10 protein-coding genes and 1 pseudogene are annotated in these 12,736 nt (G+C 71.3%); 5 read left to right on the top strand and 6 right to left on the bottom strand.

The window, feature by feature from the left end; all coding sequences use genetic code 11:
• Positions 1-228 precede the first annotated feature (228 nt).
• The 3 genes and pseudogenes from PZB75_RS20245 (at position 229) to PZB75_RS20235 (ending at position 1,992) form a co-directional block, all read left to right on the top strand.
• Positions 229-843 carry an RDD family protein gene (locus PZB75_RS20245; RefSeq protein ID WP_275536709.1) on the top strand — a complete coding sequence of 205 codons (615 nt, stop codon included), beginning with the start codon at positions 229-231 and terminating at the stop codon, positions 841-843.
• Positions 844-1,009: 166 nt separating this feature from the next.
• A pseudogene (locus PZB75_RS20240) lies at positions 1,010-1,401 on the top strand (FHA domain-containing protein); the annotation flags it as partial.
• Entirely contained in the window at positions 1,381-1,992 is a 612-nt protein-coding gene (locus PZB75_RS20235) for a hypothetical protein (RefSeq protein ID WP_275538780.1), read from the top strand. The pseudogene PZB75_RS20240 and the gene PZB75_RS20235, both read left to right, overlap by 21 nt.
• An 83-nt stretch (positions 1,993-2,075) precedes the next feature.
• Here the strand turns inward: PZB75_RS20235 and purH are convergent, their stop codons facing one another.
• Both purH and purN read right to left on the bottom strand, forming a co-directional pair.
• Entirely contained in the window at positions 2,076-3,629 is a 1,554-nt protein-coding gene (gene purH, locus PZB75_RS20230) for a bifunctional phosphoribosylaminoimidazolecarboxamide formyltransferase/IMP cyclohydrolase (RefSeq protein ID WP_275536708.1), read from the bottom strand.
• Positions 3,616-4,272, bottom strand: coding sequence for a phosphoribosylglycinamide formyltransferase (purN, locus tag PZB75_RS20225; protein ID WP_275536707.1), 657 nt, complete (start codon positions 4,270-4,272; stop codon positions 3,616-3,618). The genes purH and purN overlap by 14 nt, the downstream gene beginning before the upstream one ends.
• A gap of 272 nt (positions 4,273-4,544) precedes the next feature.
• On the opposite strand from purN, the gene PZB75_RS20220 reads away from it, so the two are divergent.
• The gene (locus PZB75_RS20220) at positions 4,545-5,495 is read left to right on the top strand and encodes a hypothetical protein (protein ID WP_275536706.1); all 951 of its coding nucleotides are present in this window, start codon (positions 4,545-4,547) and stop codon (positions 5,493-5,495) included.
• On the opposite strand, the gene PZB75_RS20215 is transcribed toward PZB75_RS20220, so the two are convergent.
• Complete coding sequence (locus PZB75_RS20215) at positions 5,485-7,347, bottom strand: DUF6350 family protein (protein WP_275538779.1); 1,863 nt, start codon at positions 7,345-7,347, stop codon at positions 5,485-5,487. The two genes, PZB75_RS20220 and PZB75_RS20215, sit on opposite strands and share 11 nt — an antisense overlap.
• Positions 7,348-7,472: 125 nt before the next feature.
• On the opposite strand from PZB75_RS20215, the gene PZB75_RS20210 reads away from it, so the two are divergent.
• On the top strand, positions 7,473-8,771 hold the full coding sequence (locus PZB75_RS20210; protein ID WP_275536705.1) for a transcriptional regulator: 1,299 nt from the start codon (positions 7,473-7,475) through the stop codon (positions 8,769-8,771).
• 205 nt (positions 8,772-8,976) lie between these two features.
• Here PZB75_RS20210 and sucD read toward each other — a convergent pair whose 3' ends face one another.
• The 3 genes from sucD to PZB75_RS20195 form a co-directional block, all read right to left on the bottom strand.
• A complete protein-coding gene (gene sucD, locus PZB75_RS20205) occupies positions 8,977-9,861 on the bottom strand; it encodes a succinate--CoA ligase subunit alpha (protein ID WP_275536704.1) in 885 nt (294 codons plus the stop codon).
• A 20-nt stretch (positions 9,862-9,881) separates the two neighbouring features.
• A complete protein-coding gene (gene sucC / locus PZB75_RS20200) occupies positions 9,882-11,057 on the bottom strand; it encodes an ADP-forming succinate--CoA ligase subunit beta (protein ID WP_275536703.1) in 1,176 nt (391 codons plus the stop codon).
• Between the two features lie 389 nt (positions 11,058-11,446).
• A complete protein-coding gene (locus tag PZB75_RS20195; protein WP_275536702.1) occupies positions 11,447-12,619 on the bottom strand; it encodes a VWA domain-containing protein in 1,173 nt (390 codons plus the stop codon).
• Positions 12,620-12,736: the final 117 nt, after the last annotated feature.

Raw genomic sequence — 12,736 nt, 5'->3', positions numbered from 1 at the left:
TGCCATCTTCGCGGATGACCCCGCTCAGGTACCAATTCCCCGGACGGGAAGCGTTCCCGGAGATTGCACTTGCACAACGCATCAGTCACATGACTGGACAAACTTACGTTCCGCTTATAACGATGATGGCCGCAGTGCCGCAGAAAGTATCGGGGGGCGGACCACTGACGTCTCCTTCCCTCCGTACGGCCGCATCGTCCCCGCACGTCCGTTGGAGGAACGCCCCAGATGAGCTTCGGCGACCCGAACCCGAACAACCCCTACGGGAAGCAGCCCGGTCAGCCCGGTCAGCCCGGTCAGGCCGGCCAGCCCGGTCAGCCCGGCTACGGCTACCCGCAGCAGAGCCCCCAGGGCGTCCCGCCGCAGGGCTACGGCTACCCGCAGCAGCCCGGTCAGCCGTACGGCGGCGGCTACCCCCAGCAGCCCGGCCAGGGTGGTCTGCCCGAACTGGCCCACTGGGGCCTGCGCTTCGCCGCGACCATCGTCGACGGGCTCGTGATGTGCGTCCCGTACCTCGTGGTCATCATCGGCGGAGCCATCGGCGGCTCCTTCGGCGGCCTCCTCTCGGTCATCGGCTTCCTCGCCGTGGTCGGTGTGGCGCTGTGGCTGCTGTACCAGGAGGGCACCACCGGCCAGAGCATCGGCAAGAAGGCCCTGAACATCCGGCTGCTGCGCGAGGCCGACGGCCAGCCGCTCGGCTTCGGCATGGCGTTCGTCCGCAAGCTGGCCCACTTCCTGGACAGCCTCGTCTGCTACATCGGCTACCTGTGGCCGCTGTGGGACGCCAAGAAGCAGACGTTCGCGGACAAGGTCTGCTCGTCCGTGGTCATCAAGTCCCAGTGATCTGACCCGTACCGTCACGGAGGCCGCCCCCGCTCACCGGGGTGCGGCCTCCGGTCGTCGTACGTCCTTCCGGGATGTCCACACGCCTGCCGCACTCCCGCCGCACTCCCGTGGACGAGCCTTCACGCTCCCTTCCGGCCCGGTGCCCCCGGGGCAGTATCCGGATATGTACAGCATCATCGTCGTGCCCGCCCCGACCACGGTCGACGGCTTTCAACGCCCTTCCCCGGCACGGCGGTTCAAGCTCGCGCCGGGTGATGTCCTGCCCCTCGGCCGGTCCGCGCCGGAGCACGGCGGACCGCATCTGACGATCGAGCACGACGGGGTGGCCCACGCGGCCGGCGAGATCACCGCGGGCAGCGCCTTCTGGACACTCAGCAACCTGAGCACGAATCAGACCTACGTCGTCGAGAATCCGGAGGGCGCGGGCGAGCGGGCGAGCACATCAAGGTCGCGCCCGGACGGCTGGACGCGCCCGTGCCGTTCGAGTTCTCCCGGGTGGCGCTGCCCGCGGCCGGCGAACTGATCGGTTTCGAGGTGTGGGCGCCTCACCACGACCGGATGGCGCCTCACCACGACCGCTGGGCGCCTCACCACGACCGAGGCGCACCTCTCCACGGCCGCCGCGTCCCCCTCCACGACCGGTCGGGCGGGGATTCCGCTTCCGCTTCCACGGCCGGGCGACGCACCCGTGGTCCCGCCGACGCGATCGCCAACGGTTCCGCCGAGGGGACCGCCGACGGCACTGCCCGGGGGCCCGCCGCCGCTTCGCCGTTCGCGCTCGACACGTCCACGCGGTACTTCGCCGTGCCGGCCGCGCTCTGCGAACCCCGGCTGCGTGGCGCACCGCACGCCCCGCTGCCGACGGTCGATCAGGTCGTCGAGCGGCTGCGGCCGGTCTGGCCCGCGGCGAACCGGGCGACCGTGCGGTGGAGCGTCGACCATCTCGCGGTGAAGCTGCGGCTCCGGCCCGGCCGTTCCCCCGACGGGCGGGCGCGGCGGCTGAACGGCAAGCAGGAGTCGCTGGTCTCGCTGGCGCTGCGCTTCGATCTCGTACGGGAGGACGACCTCTCCGTACTGACCACGGAACGGGCGGAGGGGCGCTTCCCGGACCGTACGACCGGGAAGCGCCCCTCGTCGGACTCCTGACGCTCACCCGCGAAGCGCCTGCGGGCCGTGGGCCCGCGTCAGCGGAACCAGCGGAGTGAGCGGGATCAGCGGAGTGAGCGGGATCAGTGGAAGAAGTGGCGGGTGCCGGTGAAGTACATCGTCACGCCCGCCTTCTTCGCGGCCTCGACGACCAGCTCGTCACGGACCGATCCGCCCGGCTGGACCACGGCCTTGACCCCGGCCGCCGTCAGGATCTCCAGTCCGTCGGGGAACGGGAAGAACGCGTCCGAGGCGGCGTACGCCCCGCGTGCGCGCTCCTCGCCCGCCCGCTCGACCGCCAGCTTCGCGGAGTCGACGCGGTTGACCTGGCCCATGCCGACGCCGACCGAGGCGCCGCCCTTGGCGAGCAGGATCGCGTTGGACTTCACCGCGCGGCACGCCTTCCAGGCGAAGGACAGCTCGTCCAGTTCGTCCGCGGAGAGGGCGTCGCCGGTGGCGAGGGTCCAGTTGGCCGGGTCGTCGCCGCCGGCCTGGAGCCGGTCGGTGACCTGGAGCAGCGCGCCGCCGTCGATCGGCTTGACCTCGACCGGTGCGGTCGGGGCCTCCGGACAGCGCAGCACACGGATGTTCTTCTTGCGGGCCAGGATCTCGACCGCACCGTCCTCGTACGCCGGGGCGACGATGACCTCGGTGAAGATCTCCGCGACCTGCTCGGCCATGGTGACGCTCACCGGGCGGTTGACGGCGATGACGCCGCCGTACGCCGACAGCGGGTCGCAGGCGTGCGCGTTGCGGTGCGCCTCGGCGACATCCCCGGCGATCGCGATGCCGCAGGGGTTGGCGTGCTTGATGATCGCGACGCACGGCTCGGTGTGGTCGTACGCGGCACGACGGGCGGCGTCGGTGTCCGTGTAGTTGTTGTACGACATCTCCTTGCCGTGCAGCTGCTCGGCACCGGCCAGGCCGCCGGCGCCGGATGTGTAGAGCGCGGCGGGCTGGTGCGGGTTCTCGCCGTACCGGAGGACGTTGCTCCGCTCGTACGTCGTACCGAAGAAGTCGGGGAAGCCCGTGTCGTCGGCCGCCGCGTAGTCGTCGGCGAACCAGGAGGCGACGGCCACGTCGTAGGCGGCGGTGTGCTGGAACGCCTCGGCGGCCAGCCGCTTGCGGGCGGTCAGGTCGAAACCGCCCGACCGGACCGCGGCGAGGACGTCGGCGTACCGCTCAGGGCTCGTCACGACTGCCACGGACGGGTGATTCTTGGCGGCGGCGCGGACCATCGACGGACCGCCGATGTCGATCTGCTCGACGCACTCGTCGGCGCTCGCGCCGGAGGCGACCGTCTCCTTGAACGGGTAGAGGTTCACGACGACCAGGTCGAACGGTTCCACACCCAGCTCGGCGAGCTGGGCGCGGTGGGCGTCCAGGCGCAGATCGGCGAGGATACCCGCGTGCACCTTCGGGTGCAGGGTCTTGACGCGGCCGTCCAGGCACTCGGGGAAGCCGGTCAGCTCCTCGACCTTGGTGACCGGGACCCCGGCGGCGGCGATCCTCGACGCGGTGGAACCGGTGGAGACGAGCTCGACCCCCGCCTCGTGCAGACCGCGGGCGAGGTCTTCGAGCCCCGTCTTGTCGTAGACGCTGACCAGGGCGCGACGGATGGGCTTATTCACCGACATGACCGAGATGAACCTTTCGTCCCTCAATGCGATAGCCGTTACGGGCGAGCCGCCCCACGACCTCGACGAGCAGCTTTCGCTCGACTTCCTTGATGCGTTCGTGGAGAGCGGCTTCGCCCTCCGCCGTGTCCTCTTCGGTCACCTCGACCACGCCCTGCGCGATGATCGGACCGGTGTCGACGCCGTCGTCGACGAAGTGGACGGTGCACCCGGTGACCTTCACGCCGTACGCGAGCGCGTCACGCACACCGTGGGCACCGGGAAAGCTGGGCAGCAGGGCGGGGTGGGTGTTGACGAAACGGCCGCCGAACTCGGCGAGGAACCGCTTGCCCACGATCTTCATGAACCCCGCGGACACGACGAGGTCCGGGCGGTGGGCGGCGATGGCGGCGGTGAGGGCCGCGTCCCACTCCTCCCTGGTGGCGTGGTCCGAGACCTTGCGGACGAAGGTCGGCAGTCCGGCGCGTTCGGCGCGCTCCAGACCGGCGATCCCCGAGCGGTCGGCGCCGACCGCGACCACCTGGGCCCCGTAACCCGCCGGGTCGTCGTCGATCGCGTCGAGCAGCGCCTGGAGATTCGTTCCGGAACCCGAGACGAGGACGACCAGGCGGGCCGGGGCGGCGGAGGGGGGCGGGGAGGCCACGGCTGGGCCCTTTCTCGCGTGGTGGAGAGGTACGACGTGGTGGAGAGGCGGCGCCAGAGGCGACGGGCGCTTATGGGCTGATGCTTTTGTACGGTCCTACGAACGCGGCGTCCCTCCCGATACGGGGAACCCTACGAACGGCCCGACCGTCAGCAACGATACCGGCACCTGAAGACGCCCCCACGGGACGGGGGCGTGGGCGGAGGGTAGCGTCTGGGGACAGGGAACCGTCCGCCGGGCGGAAATGACGAGATGGGGAAGACGTTCACCACATGCCGGACCGACGCCACCGCACCTCCTTCGCCCACCCGCTGCCCGAGCGGGCCACCATGCTGCTGCGGGAACGCCAGTCCTCCTCGCCGGGCTCTTCTTCCTCCGACCCCCACACCGACTCGAACTCCGGTTCCCCTTCCGGTCACGGCGGCACCGGTGGTGCCGACGGCTCCGGCAGTGCGGGCGGTGCCGGGGGTTCCGGCGGCCCGCCGAAGGACGACAATCCGTTCGCCCCGCCGCCCGAGAACCGGCCCGACCAGCCGTGGCGGCCGCGCCGTCCGTCACACGGCGGGGAGGGCGACGGCGACACACCGGGCGACGGCGGCCCCTCCGACGACCGCCCGGCCTGGGGCAGCCAGTGGAGCAGCCACCAGCCGGGACGCCAGAGCGAGAACTTCGGCGGCCTGCCCGGTGGGCGCGGCGGGAAGGGCGGGAAGGGCGGCTCCGACGGCGCCCCCACCGGTCCGCGCTGGGACCCGACCGACCCCGCCCAGCGGCGCGCGCGTTACGCGCTGCTCTCCGGCATGTGGGCCTTCTTCTTCGCCATCTTCGAGTTCACGGAGATCGCGCTGCTGCTCGGCGCGCTCGGCACCTACTGGGCGATCAGCTCCCTGCGCGCCAAGCCCAAGGAGCCTTCCGCGACGGACCCCGCCGCACCTGACTCCCCGTCCACCGCGCCCACGGCGCCGCCCGAGCCCACGTCACGGCCGGCCGGAGGGCCGGGCAGGGGCACGCAGCCGGGTGGCGCCAGACCGCAGGCGACGGCGGCGATCACCGGCCTGGTGACGGCGCTGCTCGCGCTCTCGATCGTCGCCACGGCCTACACCGTCCAGATCGTCTACCGCGACTACTACACGTGCGTGAACGACGCCCTGACCAAGACCGGCCAGCTGTCCTGCAACGATCTGCTGCCGAAGCCGCTGGAACCCCTCTTCGGCGTCAAGAAGTAGCGTCCCCCGGAGGTCTCGGGCTCTCCGAGACCTCCGGGCGGGCCGCTTCCCGCGGCTCCGCCGCGTACCGGCCTCCGTTCTCATGAACGTTTCGGCGTACGTCTCCGGGGGCGTCCCCCGTCCTCGCTCCAGCCCCTTCCCAGGAACCGGACTCGGAGCGGGGCTCGCACCCGGAATGCGGCCCGGATTCGGGCCATGGCCCGGACTCGGACCCGGGCCCGGATTCGGGCCCGGGCCCGGATTCGGGCCCGGGCTTTCGTCCCGGCCAGGGATCGGTCGGCAGGAAGTCGTACGGTCCGAGGTCGGCGTCCTCCTCCTCGTCGTCAGCCGGATCGAGTGGGGGCAGCAGCTCGGACAGCGATACGCACTCCGTCTCGGACTCCCCCCGGCCGCCGCCACGGCGCCGGCGGCCCCCGCGCCGCCACCGGCCGGTCCGGGCCTCCTCCTCTTCCTCCTCCGTCCCGTCGGCCGCGACGACGTCCGGAGCACTACCCCCGGCCCCACCCCTCGTTTCCGCTTCGCCGTCCGTCCCCACGTCGGCCGGGGGCCCGCCGCCTCGCCACCGGCCCCAGCCGTTCCGCTCCCGCAGCCGCCACGCCCGCAGCAGCAGGGCCCCCGGCACCGCGAGCGCCACCGTCCAGCCCCACGCGGCCAGGCCCGTCAGCCACCACACCGGGCCGAACTCCGCCAACTTCCCCGTCCCCAGCGACCCTCCGGCCATCGCCGTCAGCATCGCCGTGCCCACCGCGCACCCCGTCGCTCCCAGCGCCGCCGTCCGCGCGGTGTCACCCGCGCTCCACGCCTCCTCCCGCACGGCGAAGACCGGCGCCGCCCGCCGGACGGTGAACCACGCGATCGTCACCGCCGCCACGACCGGCACACCCAGAACGGCCCAGTGCGCCACCGTCCCGGCCATCCCGGCGGCCACCGGCCCCCGCGTCGGCACGGCGGCGAGCAGCGGAAAGTCCGGCAGCGCCGGTTTCCCGTCGATGACGAACGGGCTCACCGTGGACTCCGTCCCCAGGGCGAAACCGGAGCCGAGTCCGTACGCCGCGCCCCACATCGCCGCGTTCGGCACGAGCACCAGGCCCAGCAGCATGACGGCGAACCGTCCCGACCACTCGCCGGAGAGCCGCAGGAACGATTCCTGAGCCGGCCCCCCGTGCGACACCAACTCAACCGCGACCAACAGCGCCCCGCCGCCGAGCAGTGTCATGACCCCCGCGACGGCTGACCGCAGGACCACGTCCGTACGGATGCGGAACGACGGACGCCGTACCGCTGCCCGCAGCGCGCGGGGCGCCCGGGACGGCAGCGGCCCCAGCGGCCGGCCCGACGCCGTCCAGACCCCGGCCGCCGTCGCCCCCGCCACCAGCAGCGGCGGGAACACCAGGGACACCGGGTCGACGGGCATCGCCCCGCCCATCGCGTACACCGTGACGGCGCCCGCGACGAGCAGGTAACCGATCGTCACCGCCCAGAGGGCGCCGCCCGCCGAGGGCGGCGCGCGCCCCTCGTCCGGCACCAGGGCGTCCCGTGCCGCGCGGTGCGCGAGCCAGACGGGCAGCAGGGTGAGCAGCAGTGGCGCGAGCCCTACCGGGGCGGAAGCTCCGCCGAGCGTGTCGGGTCTGACGAGTTCGGCGCCATGTGCGAGCAGCCAGAGTCCGGCCGCGATGCGCAGGGCGGCCTCAGGGCCGGAATCGGGGTACGGGGAGCTGATCCAGAGCACCACGACGAGGACGGCGAGCGAGCCGAACCCGAGCCCCGCCGCGACCATTCCGCGCACAAAAGCGGAGGCCAGCGCGGTGGAGCGGCCTCTCTCCGCCGACAACGTCTGGCTGCGATCGGTCACTTGTGTCACACCGACATGCTGCCAACGACACGCACTTAATTCGCGCAACAGGCGAACCACCGCCGTGTCACTCAATATATGTTTATGTACTTTTTTACTCGGCGCAAGGTTGCCGGAGGGCTCCGATGACACCGAGCACGACCGACAGAACCACTGACACCCCGCTCCCTTGCGCCGAGGAGCGGCGCACCTTGCGTGAGGCGAAATCGCTGAGCGAGGAACAGGTGGCGTCGGTACTCGGTGTCACCGCGGCCACCGTCCGGGCCTGGGAGAACGGCGCCACGAGCCCCCGGGGACGCAAACGCAGGGCGTACGCCAGGCTGATCGGCACCGCGACGGTCACGGAACCGGACACCGGGAGCGGCCCCGACGGGGGTACGCGGACGGATTCCGACGGCGGCGGCGCCGGCCGTGATCTCGCCGTCCGCATCAGCGTGGGCGACGGGGTCGTCAACGGTACGAGGATCGGGCTGGGACTCGGCCTGGGGATCGGCCTCGGCAGACCGGCTCCCGAGCACGGTCCGGACGATGCGTCAGGGACCGTGCCCGGCACCGACACGGAGGGGGATACGGGGGCGGCCACGGACGCCGACGACCCGGACGGCCCCTCCCCCGCCGAGGCGTTCGACGCGCTGTACGCGCACACGGCCCCCGCGCTGGTCCGCCAGACCTATCTGCTGACAGGGCGTCGGAAGCTCGCCGGTGCAGCTGTCGAACGCGCCTTCCAGCTCGCCTGGCAGCGCTGGCCCGAGGTGGCGGTGGACCGTGACCCGGCGGGCTGGGTACGGGCGGTCGCACACGAGTACGCCATGTCGCCCTGGCACCGGGTGCGCCGCGCCCACCGGCGCCCCGACGCACCGCCCGCCGAACCGGCGAGGCGGACGCTGCTGGACGCGCTCCTCGCGCTGCCCGCCCCGTACCGCCGCACCCTGCTGCTCTACGACGGCGTCGGGCTGGACCTGCCGGACACCGCGGCCGAGACGGAGGCAACCACTCCGGCAGCGGCCGGACGGCTGCTGACCGCGCGCGCCTCGCTCACCGAACGGCTTCCCGAGCTGGCGCTCGCCCCCACTCCGGCCGAGGAGTCCGAGCTGCTGCGGGAGCGGCTGAGCGTGCTCGCCCGCACCGAACCCGCTCCCGCCCTGGCCCACGCACCGGCCGTGCGCACGGACAGTGAGCGGAGAGCCAGGATCTGGACCAGGACGGTCGTCGCGGTCGCCGCCCTGCTCATCGGTGCGACCGGCTACGCCCTGGTCACGGCCCCACGGCAGTACGAACCGCCACAGGCACCCGGCCAACGGGTCGGTGACGTACCCCCGCGCGGCGGCCCCCAGAAGCTCACGCCGCAGGACCTGGCATTGCAGAAGCACCTTCGCAGTCGGCCGGCCCACGGGCCCGGTCGCCTGGTCCCCGACACCCGCTGACACCGGTCGGGCACAGCGCTCGCCGCACGGTTGGGCGGGACGCCTCGGGCGCTCCCGACGAACGGCTCCCGGCCGGGCTCGGCGGGTGGCGCGACGGCGCGGGCCCGCACCCCGGAAGAGACATTCCGAAAGGAATACCCCGGAAGGGATGCGGGCCCGTGCCGCGCGCGGGCGTCGCGTTGCCGCGCCCCGCGATGCCGTTCGATCAGGCGCCGAGGATCTCGCGCGCCAGCTTGGCGGTCTCGGTCGGCGTCTTGCCGACCTTGACACCGGCGGCCTCAAGGGCCTCCTTCTTCGCCTGTGCGGTACCGGAGGAACCGGAGACGATGGCGCCCGCGTGGCCCATGGTCTTGCCCTCGGGGGCGGTGAAGCCCGCGACGTAACCGACGACCGGCTTCGTGACGTTCTTGGCGATGAAGTCGGCAGCGCGCTCCTCGGCGTCGCCGCCGATCTCACCGATCATCACGATCAGGTCGGTCTCGGGGTCGGCCTCGAACGCCGCGAGGGCGTCGATGTGCGTCGTGCCGATGACCGGGTCGCCACCGATGCCGACGGCGGACGAGAAGCCGATGTCACGCAGCTCGTACATCATCTGGTAGGTCAGCGTGCCGGACTTGGACACGAGACCGATGCGGCCGGGCTTGGTGATGTCGCCCGGGATGATGCCGGCGTTGGACTGGCCGGGGGTGATCAGACCCGGGCAGTTCGGGCCGATGATCCGGGTCTTGTTGCCCTTCGCACTCGCATACGCCCAGAAGGCGGCCGAGTCGTGGACGGCGATGCCCTCGGTGATGACGACGGCGAGGCTGATCTCGGCGTCGATAGCCTCGACCACGGCGGCCTTGGCGAAGGCCGGCGGCACGAAGACGACGGAGACGTCGGCGCCGGTCTTCTCGATCGCCTCGGCGACGGAGCCGAAGACGGGCACGGAGATGCCGTCGAAGTCGACGGACGTGCCCGCCTTGCGCGGGTTCACGCCGCCGACGATGTTGGTGCCATCAGCGAGCATGAGCTTGGTGTGCTTCATGCCCGTGGCACCGGTCATCCCCTGGACGATGACCTTGCTGTCCTTGGTGAGGAAGATAGCCATGGTGTTGGAGTCCCTCGTCCTTACTTCGCAGCCGCGAGCTCGGCGGCCTTGTCGGCCGCGCCGTCCATGGTGTCCACGCGCCGCACGAGCGGGTGGTTGGCGTCGGACAGGATCTTGCGACCCAGCTCCGCGTTGTTGCCGTCGAGGCGTACGACCAGCGGCTTCGTGACGTCCTCGCCCTTGGACTTGAGGAGCTCCAGGGCCTGGACGATGCCGTTGGCGACCTCGTCGCACGCGGTGATGCCACCGAAGACGTTGACGAAGACGGACTTGACGTCCGGGTCGCCGAGGATGATCTCAAGGCCGTTCGCCATGACCTCGGCGGAGGCGCCACCGCCGATGTCAAGGAAGTTGGCGGGCTTCACGTTGCCGTGGCCCTCACCGGCGTACGCGACGACGTCCAGGGTGCTCATGACGAGACCCGCGCCGTTGCCGATGATGCCGACCTCGCCGTCGAGCTTGACGTAGTTCAGGCCCTTGGCCTTGGCGGCGGCCTCAAGCGGGTTGGCCGCGGCCTTGTCCTCAAGGGCCTCGTGGTCGGGCTGGCGGAAGTCGGCGTTCTCGTCGAGCGAGACCTTGCCGTCCAGCGCGATGATCTTGCCGTCGCCGGACTTGATCAGCGGGTTGACCTCGACGAGGAGAGCGTCCTCCTTGATGAAGACGGTCCACAGCTTCTGCAGGACGTCGGCGATCTGGTCCGCGATCTCGGCCGGGAACTTCGCCGCGGCCACGATCTCGGCGGCCTTCTCCGGGGTACAGCCCTCGTTGGCGTCGACCGGAATCTTGGCCAGCGCGTCGGGGTTCTCCTCCGCGACGACCTCGATCTCCACGCCGCCCTCGACGGAGGCCATGGCCAGGAAGGTGCGGTTGGTGCGGTCAAGCAGGAAGGAGACGTAGTACTCCTCCGCGATGTCCGCGGTCTGGGCCAGCATCACCTTGTGGACCGTGTGGCCCTTGATGTCCATGCCCAGAATTGCGTCGGCCTTGGCGACCGCGTCGGCAGGGTCGGAGGCCAGCTTGACGCCGCCGGCCTTGCCGCGACCGCCAACCTTGACCTGCGCCTTGACGACGGCCTTGCCGCCCAGACGCTCGGTCACCTCGCGCGCCGCCTCAGGCGTGTCGATGACTTCACCGGCCAGCACCGGTACACCGTGCTTGGCGAAGAGGTCCCTCGCCTGGTACTCGAACAGGTCCACGCGCGTCCGTCCCTTTTCCGTGTCTCGCGGTTCGTTTTCTGCGTGGGCGTGCCGCGAAGGGCAACGTGACTGCGCTGTCACTAGGGAGGCGTACACGGTGTCCGAGCACGCGGCATGTCCATCTCGCAGGTTATCCCCGAGCCTCGCAGGACCCTAAATCGCAGATCGCACCTGAGCGGTGATTACGGTCACAGGGTCCGCTGGTGACCGCCTCACGACGGACAAAAGGGGCTCTGCCCGGTTCAGGCTCCGTCCGGTCCCGAACCGGCCTCGAACCGACCTGGACGGTCCCGGCCCGACCGCCCCCCGGCCGATCCCGGACAGTCCCGCCCGGTCCCGGTACCGCCTGACCCGAACCGTCCCGGCCCGCCTCCTGGCCGGACCGTGCCCTACCGATCCTCGCTGTCCGGTATCGGCAGCGGGCGCTTCTCGATCGCCGCCGCCATGACGTCCGGGAACAGATCCGGGGTGCACGCGAAGGCCGGGGCGCCGAGCGCGCCGAGCGCCGCCGCATGGTCCCGGTCGTAGGCGGGGGCGCCCTCGTCGGACAGGGCGAGCAGTGTCACGAACTGCACACCGGACGCCTTCATCGCGGCGACCCGCTTCAGCATCTCGTCCCGTATGCCGCCTTCGTAGAGATCGCTGATGAGCACGACGACGGTGTCGGCGGGCCGGGTGATCTTCGACTGGCAGTAGGCGAGCGCACGGTTGATGTCCGTACCACCGCCCAGTTGGGTGCCGAAGAGGACGTCGACCGGATCGTCGAGCTGGTCGGTGAGGTCGACGACGGACGTGTCGAAGACGACCAGCCGGGTCGCCAGCGTGCGCATGGAGGCGAGGACCGCGCCGAAAACCGAGGCGTAGACGACGGAGGCGGCCATCGAACCCGACTGGTCTATGCAGAGGACGACGTCCTTCTTCACCGACTGCGCGGCCCGTCCGTGACCGATGAGGCGTTCCGGCACGATCGTGCCGTACTCGGGCAGGTAGTTCTTGAGGTTGGCCTTGATCGTCCGGTCCCAGTCGATGTCCCGGTGGCGAGGCCGGTTGATCTTCGTCGAACGGTCCAGCGCCCCGGTGAGCGTGGCCCGGGTCCGTCCGGAGAGGCGCTTCTCCAGATCGTCGACGACCTTGCGGACGACGGCTCGCGCCGTCTCCTTCGTGGTCTCGGGCATGGCCTTGTTGAGGGAGAGGAGCGTCCCGACCAGGTGGACGTCGGGCTCGACGGCTTCCAGCATCTCCGGTTCCAGCAGCAGTGCGGACAGACCGAGGCGGTCGATCGCGTCGCGCTGCATGATCTGGACGACGGTGCTGGGGAAGTACGTACGGATGTCGCCGAGCCACCGGGCGACGGACGGGGCGGACGCGCCGAGCCCGGCCGAACGCCCGCCCGCACCCCGCCCTCCGGACTTCGGCCCGCCCCCGTACAGGGCGGTGAGCGCACCGTCCATCGCTGCGTCACGCCCGGTGAGGGCGCAGCCGGTGCTCTCGGCGCTGTCCGCGCCGAGCACCATGCGCCAGCGCCTCAGCCGCTCGTCGGTCACGACCTGCTCGCCGGTCATCCGGTTCCCCTCCAGGATTCTTCGTCCCGCATGCCCCCTCCGCGGAGCACGCCGGTCACATCGATCACGCCGATCACGCCATGGGCGCGACTGGTGCGCCACGTACGAGCGGTACTG

This window comes from Streptomyces sp. AM 4-1-1, assembly GCF_029167625.1.
Taxonomy (GTDB): Bacteria; Actinomycetota; Actinomycetes; order Streptomycetales; family Streptomycetaceae; genus Streptomyces.
The sequence above is the reverse complement of the archived record's forward strand: the minus strand, read 5'-3'. Positions and strand labels throughout refer to the sequence as shown.